Raw genomic sequence first — 21181 nt, 5'->3', positions numbered from 1 at the left:
GACGTTTTAATCACTCGCCTGATACTGTTGCACTAATACAACGGGTGCCAGCATGCCATGCGCTATGATGGAATGGTCAATCAGGCCAATGCATTGGTTGGCAAGGGGCACTGGCTCTGTCGCGTAGTACGGTTGGCGATGGTCGGGATGCCTGAAAAAGCCCCTGGCCTGGTACCGGAAGTAACATGTTGGAACTTGATGGAATGTGAAACGGTCGTTATAGTGCCGCTTCCGGTGCCCTTTGAGCACCGAACCGGCGCACGAATGACGGTCGTTATGCAGCCTTCAAGCTTATCGGTGCAATAGCGTGCCGATACCGATATGAATGTTCCCCTGACCGGAACAGCAATGTGGCAGGTGGAGACCTTGCCCTCACTCATAAAAAGCGCTCTGCTAGAGCGCAGCTCGAGATGCATAGGCTGTATTACTTTTTGCTTCAAAAATTAAAGGAAATTGCAATGAAAAAAACTCTGATCACCCTGGCAGTTCTGGCAGCAGCCACTGGCGTAGCTCAAGCTCAATCGAGCGTTGTTATCTACGGTACCGTTGACGCTGGTTTCGTCAGCGAGCGCGGCGGCGTTAAAGGCAATGTAAACAAGCTGGACAGCGGCGTTGCTTCGGCTTCCCGTCTGGGCTTCAAAGGCACCGAAGATCTGGGCAGCGGCCTGTCGGCTCTGTTCCTGTTGGAATCGGGCTTCAGCGTTGACAACGGTCAACAAGACGTTGCAGGTACCTTGTTCAACCGTCAAGCTTACGTTGGTCTGAGCAGCAAAACGACCGGTACCCTGACCCTGGGTCGTCAATACACCCCTTGGTACAACACCCTGTCGAAAGTTGCTGATCCATTCGCAGCTGGCTACGCTGGTTCCGCTAAAAACTTGTTCCCAGCGAACACCCGCACCAGCAACACCGTGCTGTACACCTCGCCAAACTTCAACGGTTTTGACGGCGACGTAGCGTACACCTTCGGCGAAAACGCTGATTCGAACAAAATCGGCCGCAAAATCGGCGCGTCGGTTGGCTACTCGAATGGTCCTCTGAATGCACGTCTGGCTTACAACAACACCAGCAACGACACCGCGACCATCGAACAAGGTAGCGGCCGCAACTGGTTGGCTGCAGCTAACTACGACTTCGCAGTTGCTAAAGCTTACGTCGCATACGGCGTGAACAAAGGTGCACAAAGCGCCAACCTGAACAACGGTAACGTACAGAACTACAACTACGCTCCTGCTGCTCTGAGCACCGACAGCAACAACATCTTGGTCGGCGCAACCGTACCAGTCGGCCCAGCTGGCACCGTAATGGCTTCGTTCATCCGTACGAACGACAAAACCGCTGCTAACGCTGATGCTGATCAATGGGCACTGGGTTACTCCTACGCTCTGTCGAAGCGCACGAGCACCTACGCTTCGTACGCCAAGATCAAGAACAAAAACGGCGCTAACTACACCGTTGGTAACAACAGCAATGTTGGTACGGGCGACAAAGCCTTCAACGTTGGTGTTCGTCACTCGTTCTAATATTCGCGCAAGCGAAGCTTAGTACCGCCAAGGCATCCCCTCGGGGATGCTGCAAGCAAAGAAACGCGCTGTCTGGCTTCGGCCTGGCGGCGCGTTTTTGCATGTGCGGCGCCAGTTATAATGGCGCCGTTACTCAAGTAAAGGAATGCCATGAATTCATACACCTCGCCGCGTCTGGCTGCCATGCTGGCCGCGCTGCTGCTCGCCAGCGCCACCGGTGCCGCCTTCGCCGCAGTCAAGGGCAAGAAGCCGGTTGGACTGGAGCGCTATGGCGTGGCCGTCTACTCGGATCTATGTCTGCAAAAGGATAGCGGCGAGATCGGCGGCCAGCGCGTGACCCTGCACCGCTTCGCCGAGGCTGATTCCGTCATCTACGAATTCACGGCGGGTGCCCTGAGCTGGCCTATCGTGGCCAACGACGTCAACCTGGACACCGCCACGGGCGCCTTCGATTTCACCATCGCGGGCGCCGACAATGAAGAGCGCACCATCGTCGGCAAGTTTTCCAAAGATGGGCAAACCCTGACACTGGAAGGTGATTACTGCGGCGGCAATGTGCGCATGCCCATGAAACTGAGCCGCGTGCGCGATTTCGGCCGTCCCCTGAAAAATTGCACGCCATGCCCACCGATGCCGGAAGCGCCGGCGGAGGCCGTGCCTGCCGAGGAAAGTGCGCCCGTGCCCGCTGCCTGAGCGATTGCCTCTGTCAAAAAGAAAAAGGCCCGGTATCGACCGGGCCTTTGTTATTTCTCGCCTTGCAAGGGGCTTATTTTGCCGCCTGCGCCTTTTCTGCCGTGGCACGGATGGTGGCCAGGGTGGCATTCGGCGTGATCAGGTTGCCGTCGTAGCGCAGCTCGATCAGGGCCGGCAAGCTGTGCGTCCTGGCGTGCGCCAGCGCCCGTTGCAGGGCAGGGGCGAATTCTTCTGTCGTATTCACCACTGCGCCATGCGCGCCATACGCTTGCGCCAGCGCCGCGAAATCGGGATTGTGCAAGGTCGTGCCAGAGACGCGGCCCGGGTAGTCGCGCTCCTGGTGCATGCGGATGGTGCCGAACATCTGGTTATTGAAGACGATGATGACCACGCCCGCCTGGTATTGCACGGCGGTGGCCAGTTCCTGGCCATTCATCATGTATTCGCCATCGCCGGCAAAGGTGATCACGGTGCGCTCCGGATGCACGATCTTTGCCGCCACGCCGGACGGCACGCCGTAGCCCATGGCGCCATTCGTCGGTGCCAGTTGCGTGCGCATGCCGCCATAGCGGTAGAAGCGGTGCGCCCACGAGGCGTAATTGCCGGCGCCGTTCGTCAGGATGGTGTCGGGGGGTACCTGTGCCATGATTTCCTGCGTCACTTGCCACAGGTCCAGCGGCGCCTGGCCATCCTGGAAGATGGGCGGCTGCTCTTGGTAGGCTGCCAGCTCGGCCTTGGCTTCGGCCGGCGACTGTTTCCATGCGGAAGCGTCCACGGGGGGCATGGCGGCCAGCATGGCGCAGACCTGCGGCATGCCGCTGTTGATCATCAGCTCAGCCTGGTAAACGCTGCCCAGCTCTTCGGCGTCCGTGTGGATGTGCACCAGACGCTGGCGCGGCACGGGCGAGTCGAACAGGGTGTAGCCGCCCGTCGTCATTTCACCCAGGCGCGGGCCGATGGCGATGACGAGGTCGGCATTTTTCACGCGCGCTGCCAGTTTCGGGTTGATGCCGATGCCGACGTCGCCGATATAGTTCGGGTGGGCATTGTCGAGCAAGTCCTGGAAACGGAAGGCGCAGGCGACGGGCAAGTGATTCGCTTCGGCGAACTGTTGCAGGTCGGCGCACGCCTGCGGCGTCCAGGTGGTGCCGCCCAGCAAGACCAGCGGCTGTTTCGCCGTGGCCAGCATGGCGCGCAGCTGCTGCAGCTGCGCGTCTGATGGCGCAGCCTGCACGGGCTGGTAGGCGCGCGTGTCTGCGACAGTCGCCATGGAAATGAGCATGTCTTCCGGCAGGGCCAGCACCACGGGGCCGGGGCGGCCGCTGGTGGCCACCTGGAAGGCACGTGCCAGGTATTCGGGAATGCGCTCGGCGCGGTCGATCTGCGCCACCCACTTGGCCATCTGGCCGTACATGCGGCGGTAGTCGATTTCCTGGAACGCTTCGCGGTCGACAAAATCATTGCCGACCTGGCCGATGAACAGGATCATCGGGGTGGAATCCTGATACGCCGTGTGCACGCCGATCGAGGCATTGGTGGCGCCCGGTCCGCGTGTGACGAAGCAGATGCCCGGCTTGCCCGTCAGCTTGCCGTAGGCTTCGGCCATAAAGGCGGCGCCGCCTTCCTGGCGGTTGATGATGAAGCGGATGCCCGAATCGTGCAGTGCGTCGAGCACGTCCAGGTAGCTTTCGCCAGGCACGCCAAAAGCGGTGTCGACACCATGGATCTGCAGGGCATCGACCAGGATCTGGCCGCCGGTACGGGATTGTTGCGTCATGTTCGGCTCTTTATATTCTAGTGGGTGGCAAAGAAGTGGGGCAAGCGGTGCGCATGCGCTTGCATGCAAGCAGCTTGCCTCATTCTATGTGAGCCGATTTGGCCCGGCTTTTGAAATGGCGACACCGAATTACACAATCCCCCGGGCCGGGGCCCGACGAGGGGGCCGGCGAGCGGTTTCGCGCCTGCACAGGCCTTTTTGCAGAAACATGCTGCGGCGCGGTACAATGGCGGGTGAAGCAGGCCAGACAGTCGCTGGCTGGTGCAGCAATGCACTGGCGGGAGGAAGGTCCGGACTCCATAGAGCGGGGTGACGGTTAACGGCCGTCCGCTGAAAGCCGCAAGGTATAAGGCGAGGAATAGGGCCACAGAGACGAGCGTATTAAGTTACGGTGAAACGCGGTAACCTCCACCTGGTGCAATTTCAAATAGGCACGCGATGATGCTGCTCGCGGAGCGTGCGGGTAGAAAGCTTGAGCGCCCGAGTAATCTGGCGCCTAGAGGAATGACTGTCATAGCGCCAACCTGCAAGGGAAGGCGCCGTAACAAAATCCGGCCTATCGGCCTGCTTCACTTGAATTTGTGTTCCCTGGTCTGCCGGGGAGTGTATCGGTCACAGCGGCTTGCCTGCTGCGCGCCATCAAAAAGCCCCCGCAAAGGGGCTTTTTTTGTTTCTAAAAATATAGCAGTTAAGATAAAGTTGTATATACAACTAAAAATGAACAATTGGTTAAAGTTTCTTCTTTTCAATTAATTGCTGCATTGCAAAAATAGTTTGCCTGCATCAGGCTAGCCCCGGAAAACCGGGCGGGAACGCGTCATGGGCGAATTTTTTTTGCCTTAAACCAAGTCTTTTGCTGTGGCTGCTTGCTGTTGTGCCTGGATGACGAAAGTATTGTCATGTGTCAACTAACTGTAAAAAATTCAATTTTTCGATTTCGTCTTTTTCGATGTTTACGGTAGGAAAACACATGTGTGTAGATGAGGTAGCACATTCACTATCTTTCATAAGTATCTAATTTATCGATATATTTTTATTTGAGACTGCTTCAACGATATGCGCTAAGTCCTTAATTTCATTAATAAAATTCCTGTTTTACCAATCGGAAACCGCTTGACCACTATCTTTGCTTACTCTAAAGTGGGCAACTGTGTGAAAAAGTGTGTTTTTGTGGGAAATTTTCCCTTTTCATCGTGATGCGCAAGCGTCGCAACCCAAGCTCAAAAAAGGTCTTCCGTGTTTCAAGGCGCGTCCGCAATCAATCTCGATGCCAAAGGCAGGATGTCTATCCCTGCCAAGCACCGTGACGCGCTGGCGATTCAATGCGAAGGCCGTTTGACCCTGACCAAACACCCCGATGGCTGCCTGCTGTTTTTCCCCCGTCCCGTGTGGGAAAGCCACCGCCAGCAAATCGCCGCCTGGCCCATGTCGGCGCGCGCCTGGCAGCGCATCTTCCTCGGCAACGCCGTTGACGTCGAGCTGGACTCGGCTGGCCGCGTGCTGATCTCGCCCGAATTGCGCAACGCCGTGGGGCTGTCGCGCGAAGTCATGATGATCGGCATGGGCAGTCACTTTGAAATATGGGATGCCGTCAAGTTGGCTGACAAAGAACAGCAGGCGATCGATGCCGGCACCCCCGATGTACTTTCCAATTTTTCTTTCTAAGGCTCCGTAATGACACAACTCACGGTGCCGGAATTTCAGCATCGCACGGTGCTGCTCGATGAAGCGGTCGATGCGCTCGACCTCACGGGCGACCGCGCGCACGGCATTTACGTCGATGGCACGTTTGGCCGCGGCGGGCATAGCCGATTGATTTTGTCGCGCCTGGCCGCTGATGCGCGCCTGATCGGCTTCGACAAGGATTTGCAAGCCATCGCCACGGCCGAACAGATCGGCGACCCCCGCTTTGAAATTGTCCATGACAGCTTTGCCACCATGACGGCCAGCCTGGCCGCGCGTGGCGTTCGGCAGGTGGACGGCATCTTGCTCGACCTGGGCATCTCGTCGCCGCAGGTCGACGATGCGGCGCGCGGTTTCAGTTTCCGCAACGACGGACCGCTGGATATGCGCATGGATACCACGCGCGGTATCTCCGCGGCCGAATGGCTGGCGGTGGAAACCGAGCAGAATTTAGAGAAAGTGATACGCGATTATGGGGAAGAACGGTTTGCTTTTCAGATTGCAAAGGCGATTGTTGCTGGCCGGGCAGTCCAGCCAATTTCAAGCACACGACAGCTTGCCAGCATCGTGGCAGGCGCCGTCAAGACCCGCGAGAAGGGTAAGGACCCCGCTACCCGCACCTTTCAGGCCATACGCATTTTCATTAACAAAGAGCTCGAGGATCTCGAGATCGGGCTGAGCCAGGCGTATGCATGCCTGGCGCCCGGCGCGCGCATGGCCGTGATCAGTTTTCATTCGCTGGAAGACCGCATGGTCAAGCGCTTCTTCGCCTCGAAGGCGAACGTGGAGCAGCCTGACCGCCGCCTGCCGATCCGCGCGGTCGACTTGCCGCAGCCGGAAATGAAGCTGATCTTGAAGATGAAGCCGTCCGATGCCGAGATCGAGGGGAATCCCCGTTCGCGTTCGGCCGTGATGCGCGTGGCGCAGCGCCTGCCGCTGGTCGCCCCTGCGAATGGCGGCTCCCGATGACTGGCAAGCTGTGTGTCGTGCTGTCGGCCCTGCTGGTGTGCTGTGGCCTGTCGCTGGTGAACGCGCAGTACCAGTCGCGCCACCTGCTGATCGACCTGGAGCGCGCGCAAGCGCTGTCCCGCCAGCTCGACATCGACTGGGCGCAGCTGCAGCTGGACCAGTCGACCCTGGGCAAGCATGAGCGCATTGAATCGATTGCTCGGCGTGACCTGAGCATGACGCCGCTGACGGCGGCGCGTACGCAGTACCTGACGGAGGGCGAATAATGAAGTTGGGCGGTAACAGCAACGGCAGGGTTGCGGCATCGAAAGGCGTGCCATTCTCGAAGAACCCCGTACTGGCGGTGCGACTGCCCGTCTGGCGTTCGCGCGTCGTGCTGTTCCTGCTGTTCTTCGCTTTCGCCGGCCTGGGCGTGCGCGCCCTGTGGCTGCAGGGCGTGTCGACGCAGTTTTTGCAAAAGCAGGGCAAGGCACGCTACGAACGCACGCTGGAACTGCCGGCCACGCGCGGCAAGATCACCGACCGCAACGGCCAGGTGTTGGCCTCGTCCGTGCCCGTGAAAGCCATCTGGGCCATTCCCGACGACGTGCTGCAGGCGTCACCCGAGAAAATCAACGCGTTGGCCGGCTTGCTGGAAATGAATGTCAACGAATTGCGCAAGAAGCTCGATTCGGACCGCAGCTTCGTTTACCTGAAACGCCAGGTCGAGATGGACGTGGCCGACAAAATTTCCAAGCTGGGCATCGACGGCATCGACGAGCGCAAGGAATACAAGCGCTTTTATCCACAGGGCGAAGTGATGACCCACGTGGTCGGTTTTACCAATGTGGAAGACGTGGGCCAGGAAAGCATGGAACTGGCGCAGCAGAAAACCCTCGTCGGCACCACCGGCAGCCGCCGCGTGATCAAGGACCGCCTGGGCCACATTGTCGAAGATATCGGCTTCATCCACGAACCGCATGACGGCAAGGACCTGACCCTGTCCGTGGACAGCAAGATCCAGTACATCGCCTTCACGCAGTTGAAGGAAGCGGTGGAAAAATTTAATGCCAAGGCTGGCGGCGCCGTGGTGCTCGACGTGCACACGGGTGAAGTGCTGGCCCTGGCCAACTACCCCAGCTATGACCCGAACGACCGCCGCAAGCTCACGGGCCAGCAGCTGCGCAACCGCGTCATGACCGACACCTTTGAGCCCGGTTCGACCCTGAAACCGATCACCGTCTCGCTGGCGCTCGATACGGGACGCGTCAAGCCGACCACCCTGATCGACACGGGGCCGGGCCGCTACACCATCGCCGACCGAACCATTACCGATACCAAGCCGCACGGCGTGATCAATGTCTCTGAAATCATCGAGATGTCGTCGAACATCGGCACCTCGAAAATCGCGCTGGGCATGCCGTCGCAGGAAATGTGGGAAATGTTTACCAAGGTAGGCTTCGGCCAGCAGCCGAAATGGGGCTTCCCCGGCGCTGTGGCCGGCCGCGTGCGTCCATATAAATCGTGGCGCCCGGTGGAACAGGCCACCATGAGCTACGGTAACGGCATTTCCGTGTCGCTGATCCAGCTGGCGCGCTCTTACATGATGTTCGCCCGTGATGGCGACACGATTCCATTATCGTTCCAGAAGGTCAATGAGCTGCCTGTGGGCCAGCAGGTGATCAAGCCGAAGACGGCCGCCGAAATGCGCGCCATGCTGGAACTGGTGGTCTCCGGCGCGCACGGCTCGGCCAAGCGCGCCCAGGTCGCCGGTTACCGCGTCGGCGGCAAGACGGGTACCGCCTACAAGGTGGAAAACGGCCGTTATGCGATGCCGCGCAAATACATTGGCTCTTTCGTGGGCATGGTGCCGATGTCGGCGCCGCGCTTCATCATTGCCGTGATGATCGATGAACCGACCGGCCCCGCCCACTATGGCGGCCAGGTTGCCGCTCCCGCTTTCGCGGCGATTGCGACCAACGCGCTGCGCGCGATGAACGTACCGCCCGATTCCTCCGTTACCGAAATCGTGGTCCCGGCCAATGCCGGCCCGGAGGCCATGTGAAGTCACTCATGACCATACAAGACATCAGTTTGTGGATCAAAGCGGCTGCCCCGTCCGGGCAGCTGACGTCCGATTCGCGGCGCGTGCAGCGCGGCGACGTGTTTTTCGCCTACGCTGGCGCCACTCATTTCATCGACGCCGCTATCGAGCAGGGCGCCGCCGCCATCGTGCATGACGCCGTGGAATGGAACGCCGCATGGAATGTGCCGCATCTGCTGGTCGGCGACCTGAAGCGCCTGGCTGGCCCCGTGGCACATGCTGTTTACGACATGCCCGACAGTGCCATGTTCAGCGCCGGCGTGACGGGCACGAATGGCAAGACCTCGTGCGCCTTGTGGCTGGCGCAGGCCTTGGCGCGCCTGGGCGAAACATCGTCCGTCATCGGTACCTTGGGCGTGGGCCTGTGCAAGCCGCGCGGCGCCATCGAATTCGACGTCACCGGCTACACCACGCCCGACGCCGTGCTGCTGGCGCGTAAACTCGCCGCCATGCGCGACGCTGGCGCCAAGGCTGTTGCCATCGAAGTGTCGTCGATTGGCCTGGATCAGGACCGGGCGACCGGCATGCATTTCGATGTCGCCATGTTCACCAATTTGACGCGCGACCACCTCGATTACCATGGCGACATGGCCACTTACGAGGCGGCCAAAGTCAAGCTGTTCGACTGGCCCGGCCTGAAGACGGCCGTCATCAACCTGGACGACCCCATGGGCTTGCGCCTGGCGCGCCACGTGGACGGCAAGCTGGCGGGCGAGTATCCGGTCATCGGTTACACCTTGCAGGATGCGGCGGCCTTGCCCGACCTGCCGGGCGTGCTGATGCTGCGTGCCAGCCAGTTCCGCAGCCGCAATGCCGGCACCGACTTCCATCTGGAATGTGCGCTGGGCGTGGCGCTGGTCAAAACGCAACTGGTGGGTCACTTCAATATCAGCAACGCGCTGGCCGTGCTGGGCGCCTTGCTGGCGCACGGCACCGGCCTGCGCGCCGCCATCGACGGCATCGAATCGCTGCAGCCGGCTCCCGGCCGCATGCAGCAGGTGGGTGGACAGGAAGCGCCGATGGTCGTCATCGATTACGCGCATACGCCGGACGCGCTGGAAAAAACCCTGGCCGCCTTGCGCCAGGTGGCGCAGGAACGGGGCGGCCAGCTGTGGTGCGTGTTCGGCTGCGGTGGCGACCGCGATCCGGGCAAGCGTCCGCAGATGGGCGCCATCGCGCAGCTGGCCGATCACGTGCTGGTTACCAGCGACAATCCGCGCAGCGAAGACCCGCACGCCATCATCGCGCAGATCGTCGCCGGTATGCGCACAGACGGACCGCAGCCGCAGGCTATCGAAGACCGCGCCGCAGCCATCCTGTCGGCCATCAAGCATGCCGCCAAGCCGGACGTGATCCTGCTGGCGGGCAAGGGCCATGAGCCGTACCAGGAAATCAAGGGCAAGAAACTGCCGTTCTCCGATGCCGATCATGCGCAGCTGGCCCTGTCCGCGCGCCTGACCATGATGAGGACGAACTGATGGACCGCCTCATGCACGCGACCCTGGCCGAACTGATGCCTGCCCTGCATGGCGCGCAGATGACGGGCGACACCGTTTTTGACGGTGTATCAACCGATAGCCGCAGCGCGCCAGCCGGCTCGCTCTTCGTCGCCTTGCGCGGCGAAAGTTTCGACGCCCATGACTTCCTCGACCAGGTGGCCGCCAGTGGCGTTGCCGCCGTGGTGGTCGAGCGCCTGCCCGCAGGCTGGGATAGCAGCAAGGTGCCGGCCATCGTGGTCGCTGATACCCTGGTCGCGCTGGGCCGCATCGCCAATTACTGGCGCGGCCGTTTCAACCTGCCCGTCATTGGCGTTACCGGCAGCAATGGCAAGACCACCGTCAAGGAGATGATTTCGTCCATCTTGGCGACGGCCTTTGGCGAAGAAGGCCGCCTGGCCACGCGCGGCAACCTGAATAATGAAATCGGCGTGCCATTGACCCTGTTCCGCCTCAGCGATCAGCACAAGGCGGCCGTGATCGAGATGGGCATGAACCATCCGGGCGAAATCGCGCGCCTTGCGGCAATCGCCGCGCCGACGCTGGCGATGGTTAACAACGCGCAGCGCGAGCACCAGGAATTCATGCACACGGTGGTAGCGGTGGCGCGTGAAAACGGCGCCGCGCTGGCTGCATTGGCCGACGACGGCGTGGCTGTGTTCCCGCACGGCGACGAATTCACGCCCCTGTGGCGCGAACTGGCCGGCGCGCGCGCCGTCATCACCTTCGGGCTGTCGAAGGATGCCGACGTAAGCTGCACGCATCGCGTGGCCGAGGATTTTGGCAGCGACATGTTCGTCAGCGTGCGCGCGCAGGATGGCAGCTTGCGCCAGTTCTTCGTCGGCTTGCAGGCGGCGGGCGAGCACAATGTGCGCAATGCGCTGGCTGCGGCGGCATGCGCCATTGGCGCCGGTATCGCCATCGAGCATATCAAGCAGGGCCTGGAGGCGTTCGCGCCCGTGAACGGTCGCCTGCAGAAAAAACGTGCCCTCAACGGCGCCACCATCATCGACGACACGTATAACGCCAATCCGGATTCGGTGAGGGCGGCCATCGACGTGCTGGCGCAGGCCGCGGCACCGCGCATTCTGGTGCTGGGCGAGATGGCGGAAGTTGGCACGCAGGGGCAGCAGTTCCACGAAGAGATCGGCGCCTACGCCGCCGCCAAAGGCATCGAACACGTGCTGGCGACGGGCGGCCTGGCGCGCCATCTGGTGAATGCGGCGCAGGCTGCCGCCAGCCAGGAATCGGGCACGGTCGTGGAGTATTTCGAACAGTTCGACGGCTTGCTGGCAGCGCTCGATGCGCATCTGTCCGGCCGCTCGGATGCAACAGTATTAATCAAGGGCTCCCGCTCCATGAAAATGGAACGGGCCGTGCAGCATTTGATTGGTTCAAACAACAAAAACAAGGAAGCTCACTAATCATGCTGCTCTGGCTCGCTCATTATTTCCAGGACGACATTGGCCCACTGCGGGTCTTTAACTTCATCACTTTCCGCGCCGTCTTCGCGACCCTGACCGCGATCCTGATCGGCCTGTGCGCCGGTCCCGCCGTGATCCGCATGCTCACGCGCATGAAGGTCGGCCAGGCCGTGCGTACGGACGGCCCGCAAACGCATCTGAAAAAACACGGCACCCCGACCATGGGCGGCGTGCTGATCCTCATTGCCATCGGCATTTCCACCTTGCTGTGGGCCGACTTGTCGAACCGCTTCATCTGGCCAGTGCTGATCGTCACCCTGGGCTTTGGCGCCGTCGGCTGGGCTGATGACTACCGCAAGGTGGTGCACCAGGACCCGGAAGGCATGCGCTCGCGCGAAAAATACTTCTGGCAGTCGCTGATTGGCATCGCCGCCGCGTTTTACCTGGCGTTTTCCGTGTCCATCTCCGAGCCCAATGCTGGCCAGGTGTGGAATCTGATCTACGCCTGGGTGCAGTCCGGCTTCGCCATGGACTTGCCGCCCAAGGCCGACCTGATCGTCCCGTTCTTCAAGACCATCAGCTATCCGCTGGGCGTGTGGGGCTTTATCGCGCTAACGTATTGCGTCATCGTCGGCACCAGCAACGCCGTCAACTTTACCGATGGTCTCGATGGCCTGGCCATCATGCCGACCGTGATGGTGGGTACGGCCCTGGGCCTGTTCGCCTACCTGACGGGCAACGCCACGTATGCGCGCTACCTGTTCATCCCGCATATTCCGGGCGCCGGCGAACTGGTAATTTTCTGCGGCGCGCTGGCCGGTTCCGGCCTGGCCTTCCTCTGGTATAACACGCACCCTGCGAAAGTGTTCATGGGCGACGTGGGCGCGCTGGCACTGGGCGGCGCACTGGGCACCGTGGCCGTCATCGTGCGCCAGGAAATCGTCCTGTTCATCATGGGCGGCATCTTCGTCGTCGAAACACTGTCCGTGATCATCCAGGTCGTCTGGTTCAAGTACACCAAGAAGCGCTACGGAACGGGCCGCCGCGTTTTCCTGATGGCGCCACTGCATCACCATTTTGAACAAAAAGGCTGGAAAGAGACGCAGGTTGTCGTGCGTTTCTGGATCATCACCATGATGCTGGTGCTGCTCGGCCTGACCACCTTGAAGCTGCGCTAATGATGTACGACGCTAAAACCGCACTGGTACTGGGCCTCGGGGAGTCGGGCCTGGCCATGGCCCTGTGGCTGGCCCGCAGCGGTGCGGCCGTGCGCGTGGCCGATACGCGCGAGGCGCCAGAGCGTCTGGCCGCGTTGCAGAGTGCCGTGCCGCAGGCGCGCTTCATCGCTGGCGCCTTCACGGCCGAATTGCTCGATGGCGTCGACTTCGTCGCGGTCAGCCCCGGCCTGGCGCCGGGCCGCGAACTGGCGCAGATTGCACCTGCCGCTGCCGAGAAAAATATCCCCGTATGGGGCGAGATCGAACTGTTCGCGCAAGCGCTGGCCGCGCTCAAGGCGGAACGCGGCTATGCGCCGAAAGTCATCGCCATCACGGGCACCAACGGCAAGACGACGGTGACCAGCCTGGTAGGCTTGCTGTGCGAACGCGCGGGCCTGGCCACGCGCGTGGCCGGCAATATCAGCCCGGCGGCGCTGGATGTGCTGCGCGAAGTGCTCGATGCCGAGCCTGCGCCGCAGCCGGTGGATGCGGAAGCTGACGTGGCGGAAGCTGTCGCCAGCACCTTGCCGCAGGCGTGGATTTTGGAGTTGTCCAGCTTCCAGTTGCACACGACCTTCAGCCTGCAGGCCGATGCGGCCACGGTCCTGAATCTGTCGCAGGACCACCTGGACTGGCATGGCGATATGGCTGCGTATGCCAAAGACAAGGCGCGCATCTTCGGCGACCAGACCGTGCGCATCCTGAACCGCGACGATGCCGCCGTGATGCACATGGCCGATCCGCTGACCGAGACCGTTACCTTCGGCACGGGCGAGCCGGCGGAGGTGGACAGCTTTGGCCTGGTCAATGAACGGGGTATTTTCTGGCTGGCGCAAGCCGTGCCCAGCGAAGAGGTCATCGAGAAGAAACGCAGGAAGAACGATCCGGCACCGGAACCGGTGCCGACGATGGCCAAGAAACTGATGCCGGCCGATGCGCTGAAAATCCGTGGCCAGCACAATGCCTCGAATGCGCTGGCGGCGCTTGCCCTGTGCCGCGCCATCGGCCTGCCGTTCGCGCCACTGCTGCACGGCTTGCGCGAGTACCAGGGGGAGCCGCATAGGGTGGAACTGATCACGGCCGTCAATGAAGTCGAATACTACGACGATAGCAAGGGCACCAACGTGGGCGCGACAGTGGCTGCGTTGTTCGGCCTGGGCAAGGCGTTTGGCGGTGCGGAACAGCGCCTGGTGCTGATCGCCGGCGGCGATGGCAAGGGCCAGGATTTCTCGCCGCTGGCTGAACCCGTGTCGCGCTATGTGCGTGCCGTGGTGCTGATCGGCCGCGACGCGCCGGCGCTGCGCACGGCCCTTGAGCCGGCCGGCGTGGACATCGTCGACTGCACCACCTTGCCGGAAGCCGTCAAGCGCGCCAGCAGCCTGGCGCTGGCCGGCGATGCCGTGCTGCTGTCGCCCGCTTGCGCCAGCCTGGACATGTTCAAGAACTATGCGCACCGCGCGCAGGTGTTTGTCGACGCCGTGCGCGACATCGCGCTGGAAAACGGACAGGATATCTGATGGCCTTCCAACTGCCCTTCAGCTTTGGTTCCGGCTCGGCTGCCAAGCCGCTGGATAGCCGCGCGCGGCAGTCGAAGATGATGGACTATGACAAGCCGCTGGTGTGGGTGGTCCTGTTGCTCATGTTGCTGGGCATGGTGATGGTGTATTCGGCATCGATTTCGCTGTCGGACGCGCGCAAGTTCGCCGCCTACACCAACAATTATTTCGTTGTGCGTCAGGCGCTGTTCATCGGCGTATCGATCATCGTCGCCGCAATGGTGTTCCGCATCCGCATCGCCACCTGGCAAAAGATCGCGCCGTGGCTGTTCATCGGCACGCTGGTGCTGCTGGTAATGGTCTTGATACCTGGCCTGGGCGTGTCGGTCAATGGCGGGCGCCGCTGGCTGAACTTGCCGGGCCTGCGTCCGCAGCCGTCCGAACTGATGAAGGTAGTGATGGTGCTGTACGCCGCCGACTACACCGTGCGCAAGCAGGAGTACATGCACAAATTGACCAAGGGCTTCATGCCGATGGCGCTGGCCGTCAGCTTCGTCGGCCTGCTGCTGCTGATGGAACCCGACCTGGGCGCTTTCGGCGTGATCGTCTGCATCGCCATGGGCATTCTGTTTTTGGGCGGCGTCAACGCCATCTGGTTCGGCGGCATCGGCGCCATGCTGACGGCGATCTTCGTCACCATCATCGCCTTGTCGAAATTCCGCCGCGAGCGGTTTTTTGCGTATCTCGATCCGTGGCAGGAAGATAATGCGCTCAACAAGGCCTACCAGCTGACGCACTCGCTGATCGCCTTCGGGCGCGGCGAACTGTTTGGCGTGGGACTGGGCGGCAGCGTGGAAAAACTGCACTACCTGCCCGAAGCGCATACGGACTTCTTGCTGGCCGTGATCGGCGAGGAACTGGGCCTGGTGGGCGTGCTGATCGTGATCGGCATGTTTTACTGGATTATCAAGCGGGCCTTCGACATCGGCCGGCAGGCGATCGCCATCGACCAGACCTTCGCCGGATTGACGGCGAAAGGCATCGCCATCTGGATCGGCGTGCAGACCTTCATCAACATGGGCGTGAACCTTGGCCTGCTGCCGACCAAGGGGCTGACTTTGCCCCTGATGAGTTATGGCGGCACGGGCGTACTGATTAACTGTATCGGCCTGGCGATTTTGCTGCGCATCGATTACGAAAACCGGATCCTGATGCGCGGAGGCCGGCTATGAACAATGTGACGAACTTGAAAACGACGAAAAGACTGATGATCATGGCGGCCGGTACTGGCGGCCATATTTTCCCGGGCCTGGCGATTGCGCAGACGATGCGCGCGCGCGGCTGGGAAGTGAGCTGGCTGGGCACGACCCACGGCATGGAACAGGAACTGGTGCCGAAAAGCGGCATTCCCATGGATGCCATCGCGTTCTCAGGCATGCGTGGCAAGGGCCTGGCGCATACGGTCAAAGGCGGTTTCAAGATGCTGGCGAGCTTCTTTGCCATTCGCCGTTTTATCGCCAGCCGCAAGCCGGACGTGGTGATGGGCATGGGCGGCTACGTGACCGTGCCGGGCGGCCTGATGGCGCGCCTGAAGGGCGTGCCGCTGGTGCTGGTCAATGCCGACGCGGCGCTGCTGCTGTCGAACAAGACGCTGGTGCCGCTGGCGCAAAAGGTCTGTTTCGGTTTTCCCGCCGATTTCGGCAGCGCTGCGGGCAAGGCCGTCGTCACGGGCAATCCCGTGCGCGCGGAGATTCTCGCCATGGCGCCGCCGGCGTCCCGCTTTGCGGGCCGCAGCGGGCCGCTGCGTATCCTGGTGGTGGGCGGCAGCCTGGGCGCGAAAGCGCTGAACGACAATCTGCCCGCCGCGCTGGCCTTGATGCCGGAGGGCGAACGTCCGCTGGTGACGCACCAGTCGGGCAAGAAGAATATCGACGCCCTGCATGCAGCGTATGCGCAGGCGGGCGTGCAGGCCGATGTGGTCGACTTCATCGACGACATGGCCAAGGCCTATACCGAGGCCGACCTGGTGATTTGCCGTGCTGGCGCCATCACCCTGTCGGAACTGACGGCGGCCGGCGTGGCCAGCGTGCTTGTGCCGCTGGTAGCGTCAACCACCAGCCACCAGCGCGACAACGCGCAATGGATGGCGAAGCAGGGCGCGGCGATTCATCTGCCGCAGACGGAAATGAGTGCGGCGTCGCTGAGCGCCTTGCTGGCGTCGCTGAGCCGCGATACCTGCCAGCAGATGGCGCAAGCGGCACTGGCAGCAGGCAAGCGCGACGCCAATGAGGCGATCGCACACGTATTGGAAAAATTGGCATGAGGTTAGCTCTGTGAAGCATAAAGTAAACAATATCCACTTTGTCGGCATTGGCGGCAGCGGCATGAGCGGCATCGCCGAAGTGCTGGTCAACCTGGGCTACAAGGTGTCGGGCTCCGACCTGGGCAGCAATGCGGCGACGCAGCGACTGGCGAGCCTTGGTGCGACCGTCATGCTCGGCCACGCGGCCGAGAACATCGGCGACGCCGATGCGGTGGTGACCTCGGGCGCCGTCCCGCAAGACAATCCGGAAGTTGCGGCTGCGCGCGCGCGCAAGATCCCGCTGGTGCCGCGCGCCGTGATGCTTGGTGAATTGATGCGTTTGAAGCGCGGCATCGCCATCGCCGGCACGCACGGCAAGACGACGACGACCAGCCTGGTCGCGTCCGTGCTGGCGCAGGGCGGCCTTGATCCTACTTTTGTGATCGGCGGACGCCTGACCAGCGCCGGCGCGAACGCCAAGCTCGGTTCCGGCGACTACCTGGTGGCCGAAGCCGATGAGTCGGACGCCTCGTTCCTGAACCTGACGCCGATGATCGAAGTGATCACGAATATCGATGCCGATCACATGGACACCTATGAGCACGATTTCGAAAAGCTCAAGCAGGCGTTCGTGCAGTTCACACACCGTCTGCCTTTCTATGGCCGCGCCATGCTGTGCATCGACGATCCGCACGTACGCGCCATCATCCCGTCCGTCACCAAGCCGGTCACCACCTACGGTTTCGCTGAAGACGCGCAAGTGCGCGCCATCAACGCGCGCGCCGTCGGCCTGGAAATGCATTTTACGGTGCTGCAGGAAGGCTATCCCGACCTCGACGTGGTGCTGAACCAGCCCGGCATGCACAACGTGCAAAATGCCTGCTCGGCGATCGCCATCGCGCGCGAAATCGGCATCGCCGACAGCGCCACGCAGCAGGGCCTGGCCGAGTTTTCCGGCGTGGGCCGGCGCTTCACGCGCTATGGCGACGTGGCGCTGCCAAATGGCGGCAGCTTCTCCCTGGTCGACGATTTCGGCCATCATCCGGTGGAAACGGAAGTGACCCTGGCTGCCGCGCGCGCTGCCTATCCTGGCCGCCGCCTGGTGCTGGCGTTCCAGCCGCACCGCTACAGCCGCACGCGCGACCTGTTCGAGGATTTCGTCAAGGTGCTGGGTGCACCCGACGTGCTGCTCTTGTCCGAAGTGTATGCGGCAGGCGAAGCGCCTATCGTCGCCGCCGACGGCCGCGCCCTGGCGCATGCGCTGCGCGCGCGCGGCAAGATCGAACCGATTTTCGTCGAGTCCATGACGGACATGGCCGACACCATCATGAGCGTGGCGCGCGACGGAGACGTCGTGCTGACCATGGGAGCTGGCTCGATCAGCGGCATCCCGCAACAACTGACAACGTATCAATCTCACACTGTAAAGGCCTGACGTGAACCAAGCTTCAGCTATCGACGTTAAACAATTGGGCAAAGTCGGCGTCCTGTTCGGCGGCCGCTCGGCCGAGCGCGAAGTGTCGCTGATGTCCGGTGCCGGCGTGCTAGCCGCTTTGAAAAGTCATGGCGTGGATGCGCATGGCTTCGATACGGGCGAACGCAGCCTGGCCGAACTGGCCGCTGAGAAATTTGATCGCGTCTTCATCGCGCTGCACGGCCGCTTCGGCGAAGACGGCAGCCTTCAGGGCGCGCTGGAGCAGCTGGGCATTCCCTACACGGGCAGCGGCGTGATGGCGTGTTCGGTGGGTATGGACAAGGTTTACACCAAGATGATCTGGCTGATGCACCATCTGCCGACGCCAAAATACGCGGTGCTCGATGGCAGATCGGACCTCGCCAAAGTGGCCTCCGAACTGGGCTTGCCGCTGATCGTCAAGCCGCCGCATGAGGGGTCGAGCATCGGCATTACGACGGTCAACGAAGCGTCGGCCTTCCAGGCAGCCTACGACATCGCCGCCGGTCTCGATGATTCGGTGCTGGCCGAGGAATTCATCAAGGGCCGCGAATTTACTGTGGCGATCCTGGGCAAGGGCGCCACGGCGCGCGCGCTGCCGCCGATTGAAATCGTCGCCCCGCAAGGTAATTACGACTATCAGAACAAGTACTTCACGGACGACACCAAGTACTTCTGCCCGCCGCAGCTAGACCCGGCGATCGTGGCCGAAATGGAGCGCATCGCGCTGGAAGCGTACCGCGCGCTCGGCTGCGAAGGCTGGGGACGTGTGGATGTGCTGATGCGCGCTGCCGACAGCAAGCTGTTCCTGCTGGAGGTCAATACCTCGCCGGGCATGACCGGTCACTCGCTCGTACCGATGGCGGCGCGCGCGGAAGGCACCAGCTATGAAGACCTGTGCCTGGAAATCGTTTCCGGCGCAAGCCTGAAAATGCACAAGGGACAGCGCTGATATGTGGCATGACGCTAAAAGCCTCAATACGACTGCCAACGGCTTGCTGGCCGCGGTTCTGGTCGTGTGCGTGGCGGCCGGCGTCTGGTGGGTGTCGCAGCGTCCCATGTTCGACCTGCGCACGATCAAGGTGGAAAGCGCGGACGACAAGGGCCTGCGCCACGTGAATTACCTGACCCTGCGCAGCGGCACCCTGGGGCGCATCAAGGGCAATTTCTTTACGACCAATCTGGAAAGCGTACGCGGGGTGTTCGAATCGGTGCCCTGGGTGCGCCGTGCCAGTGTGCGGCGCGAGTGGCCTAACCAGCTGATCGTGGCGCTGGAAGAACACGAGGCGCTGGGTACCTGGGGCGAGGATGGACGCCTGCTGTCGGTCAAGGGCGACGTGTTTACGGCCAATGTGGCCGAAGCCGAAGACGACCATGAATTGCCTGCCTTCGCCGGCCCCGATGGCAGCGAAAAGGAAGTTCTGGCGACCTACGTGCAGCTGGCAAAGTGGTTTTCGCCCCTGAAAATGGTGCCTGAATCGCTGTCGCTGTCGAGCCGCTATGCGTGGACCGTGAAACTGAACAACGGCATGAGCGTGGCGCTGGGGCGCGAGCAGAATCATACGACCCTGAAGGCGCGGGTCGACCGGCTGGTGGGCATCTACCCGCAGCTGGCGAGCCGGCTGGAGAATATCGACACGATCGATATGCGTTACCAGAATGGCCTGGCGCTCAGTTCCGCCGGCCTGGTGATACCGGCCGAAGGCAAGGATGGCAGGCCGGCGCCAGCGATCAAGAAGAAAAATGGCAGTCCGATTAAAAAACCGACTTAACCGAATAATCAATTTAACAATAGCCCAAAAAACTAGGCGACAGAAATGACAAAAGACGCGAAAAACCTGATCGTCGGCCTCGACATCGGCACCTCGAAAGTGGTGGCGGTGGTAGCCGAAGTGATGTCCGACGGGCGCCACGAAGTGATCGGGCTGGGCCAGCACGAATCGAAGGGCCTGAAAAAAGGCGTGGTGGTCAATATCGAGGCCACGGTGGAGTCCATCCAGCGCGCGCTGGAAGAGGCCGAGCTGATGGCTGACTGCAAGATCCGCAATGTCTATGCTGGCATTGCCGGCAGCCATATCCGCAGCTTCAATTCCAGCGGCATGGTGGCCATCAAGGACAAGGAAGTGACGGCGACCGACGTGGCGCGCGTCATCGAGACGGCAAAAGCGGTTAACATTCCGACCGATCAGCAATTGCTGCACACGGTGCCGCAAGAGTTTATCGTCGACAGCCAGGAAGATGTGCGCGAGCCTATCGGCATGAGCGGCATCCGCCTGGAGGTGAAGGTGCATATTGTCACCGGCGCCGTGTCGGCGGTGCAGAACATCGTCAAGTGCGTGCGCCGTTGCGGCCTGGAAGTGTCGGACCTGATCCTGCAGCCGATGGCGTCTGCCGATGCGGTGCTCACGCCCGATGAGAAGGAACTGGGCGTCGTGTTGATCGACATCGGCGGCGGCACGACCGATGTGGCGGTATTCTCCGATGGCGCGATCCGCCATACGGCAGTCATTCCCATCGCCGGCGACCAGATCACCAACGACATCGCCATGGCCTTGCGTACCCCGACCGCGGAAGCGGAAGAAATCAAGATCCGCTATGGCGTAGCCAAGCAGGTCCTGGCCGACCCCGGCGAATCGCTGGAAGTGCCAGGCCTGGGCGACCGTGGCCCGCGCAACCTGTCGCGCCAGGCGCTGGCGGCAGTGATCGAGCCGCGCGTCGAGGAGCTGTTCGCGATGGTGCACCAGGTGGTGCGCGAATCCGGTTATGAAGGCGTGCTGTCGTCGGGCATCGTGCTCACGGGCGGCACTTCCATCATGCCCGGCATGGTGGAAATGGCGGAAGACATTTTCCTGAAACCGGCGCGCCTGGGCACGCCCGAGTATCGGGGCCAGCTGGCCGACGTGGTGCGCAGTCCGCGCTATGCCACGGTATTGGGCCTGCTGCTGGAAGCGAAGAAGCAATACCTGCGCGGCCACATTGTGACGCGTCAGGACGGCTCGGTGAAGGCAGTCTGGCAGCGCATGAAGGAATGGTTTTTAGGGAATTTTTAAGGGCGTATTTCAGGC

17 protein-coding genes and 1 other RNA gene are annotated in these 21181 nt (G+C 61.7%); 17 read left to right on the top strand and 1 reads right to left on the bottom strand.

Annotated elements, in window-relative coordinates:
• Nucleotides 1-458: 458 nt before the first annotated feature.
• A complete protein-coding gene (locus tag ACQ4WZ_RS24710) occupies nt 459-1523 on the top strand; it encodes a porin (RefSeq protein WP_101483919.1) in 1065 nt (354 codons plus the stop codon).
• Between the two features lie 150 nt (nt 1524-1673).
• Entirely contained in the window at nt 1674-2216 is a 543-nt protein-coding gene (locus ACQ4WZ_RS24705) for a hypothetical protein (RefSeq protein WP_101483920.1), read from the top strand.
• Between the two features lie 73 nt (nt 2217-2289).
• Here the strand turns inward: ACQ4WZ_RS24705 and ACQ4WZ_RS24700 are convergent, their stop codons facing one another.
• A complete protein-coding gene (locus tag ACQ4WZ_RS24700) occupies nt 2290-3993 on the bottom strand; it encodes a thiamine pyrophosphate-binding protein (RefSeq protein ID WP_436574735.1) in 1704 nt (567 codons plus the stop codon).
• Between the two features lie 235 nt (nt 3994-4228).
• On the opposite strand from ACQ4WZ_RS24700, the gene rnpB reads away from it, so the two are divergent.
• From rnpB to ftsA, 15 genes are all read left to right on the top strand, one after another.
• Nucleotides 4229-4568, top strand: an RNA gene (gene rnpB, locus ACQ4WZ_RS24695) — RNase P RNA component class A.
• Nucleotides 4569-5229: 661 nt separating this feature from the next.
• Nucleotides 5230-5658: a division/cell wall cluster transcriptional repressor MraZ gene (gene mraZ / locus ACQ4WZ_RS24690; protein ID WP_101483922.1), complete on the top strand. Its 429-nt coding sequence runs from the start codon at nt 5230-5232 to the stop codon at nt 5656-5658.
• A gap of 9 nt (nt 5659-5667) precedes the next feature.
• A complete protein-coding gene (gene rsmH / locus ACQ4WZ_RS24685; RefSeq protein WP_101483923.1) occupies nt 5668-6645 on the top strand; it encodes a 16S rRNA (cytosine(1402)-N(4))-methyltransferase RsmH in 978 nt (325 codons plus the stop codon).
• Nucleotides 6642-6911: a cell division protein FtsL gene (ftsL, locus tag ACQ4WZ_RS24680; RefSeq protein ID WP_034748894.1), complete on the top strand. Its 270-nt coding sequence runs from the start codon at nt 6642-6644 to the stop codon at nt 6909-6911. The genes rsmH and ftsL overlap by 4 nt, the downstream gene beginning before the upstream one ends.
• Nucleotides 6911-8689, top strand: coding sequence for a peptidoglycan D,D-transpeptidase FtsI family protein (locus ACQ4WZ_RS24675; RefSeq protein ID WP_101483924.1), 1779 nt, complete (start codon nt 6911-6913; stop codon nt 8687-8689). The genes ftsL and ACQ4WZ_RS24675 overlap by 1 nt, the downstream gene beginning before the upstream one ends.
• Nucleotides 8690-8697: 8 nt before the next feature.
• Entirely contained in the window at nt 8698-10206 is a 1509-nt protein-coding gene (locus ACQ4WZ_RS24670; protein ID WP_436574734.1) for a UDP-N-acetylmuramoyl-L-alanyl-D-glutamate--2,6-diaminopimelate ligase, read from the top strand.
• An 11-nt stretch (nt 10207-10217) separates the two neighbouring features.
• The gene (locus tag ACQ4WZ_RS24665) at nt 10218-11648 is read left to right on the top strand and encodes a UDP-N-acetylmuramoyl-tripeptide--D-alanyl-D-alanine ligase (protein WP_436574800.1); all 1431 of its coding nucleotides are present in this window, start codon (nt 10218-10220) and stop codon (nt 11646-11648) included.
• Between the two features lie 2 nt (nt 11649-11650).
• Nucleotides 11651-12826 (top strand): phospho-N-acetylmuramoyl-pentapeptide-transferase, encoded by a 1176-nt coding sequence (gene mraY, locus ACQ4WZ_RS24660; RefSeq protein ID WP_101483926.1) that lies wholly within the window; start codon nt 11651-11653, stop codon nt 12824-12826.
• A complete protein-coding gene (murD, locus tag ACQ4WZ_RS24655) occupies nt 12826-14382 on the top strand; it encodes a UDP-N-acetylmuramoyl-L-alanine--D-glutamate ligase (protein ID WP_436574733.1) in 1557 nt (518 codons plus the stop codon). The genes mraY and murD overlap by 1 nt, the downstream gene beginning before the upstream one ends.
• Nucleotides 14382-15593 carry a putative lipid II flippase FtsW gene (gene ftsW / locus ACQ4WZ_RS24650; protein ID WP_101483928.1) on the top strand — a complete coding sequence of 404 codons (1212 nt, stop codon included), beginning with the start codon at nt 14382-14384 and terminating at the stop codon, nt 15591-15593. Before murD ends, ftsW begins: the two co-directional genes overlap by 1 nt.
• On the top strand, nt 15590-16684 hold the full coding sequence (murG, locus tag ACQ4WZ_RS24645) for an undecaprenyldiphospho-muramoylpentapeptide beta-N-acetylglucosaminyltransferase (RefSeq protein ID WP_133988612.1): 1095 nt from the start codon (nt 15590-15592) through the stop codon (nt 16682-16684). Before ftsW ends, murG begins: the two co-directional genes overlap by 4 nt.
• A 10-nt stretch (nt 16685-16694) precedes the next feature.
• Nucleotides 16695-18098 (top strand): UDP-N-acetylmuramate--L-alanine ligase, encoded by a 1404-nt coding sequence (gene murC, locus ACQ4WZ_RS24640; protein ID WP_101483930.1) that lies wholly within the window; start codon nt 16695-16697, stop codon nt 18096-18098.
• Between the two features lies 1 nt (nt 18099).
• Nucleotides 18100-19068 carry a D-alanine--D-alanine ligase gene (locus ACQ4WZ_RS24635; protein ID WP_436574732.1) on the top strand — a complete coding sequence of 323 codons (969 nt, stop codon included), beginning with the start codon at nt 18100-18102 and terminating at the stop codon, nt 19066-19068.
• A gap of 1 nt (nt 19069) precedes the next feature.
• Entirely contained in the window at nt 19070-19888 is an 819-nt protein-coding gene (locus ACQ4WZ_RS24630) for a cell division protein FtsQ/DivIB (protein ID WP_101483932.1), read from the top strand.
• Nucleotides 19889-19933: 45 nt separating this feature from the next.
• Nucleotides 19934-21166 carry a cell division protein FtsA gene (ftsA, locus tag ACQ4WZ_RS24625; RefSeq protein WP_010394955.1) on the top strand — a complete coding sequence of 411 codons (1233 nt, stop codon included), beginning with the start codon at nt 19934-19936 and terminating at the stop codon, nt 21164-21166.
• Nucleotides 21167-21181 lie beyond the last annotated feature (15 nt).

It is taken from the genome of Janthinobacterium darwini (assembly GCF_051380905.1).
Lineage (GTDB): Bacteria > Pseudomonadota > Gammaproteobacteria > Burkholderiales > Burkholderiaceae_D > Janthinobacterium.
This window is presented reverse-complemented; position numbering and strand designations above follow the sequence as displayed.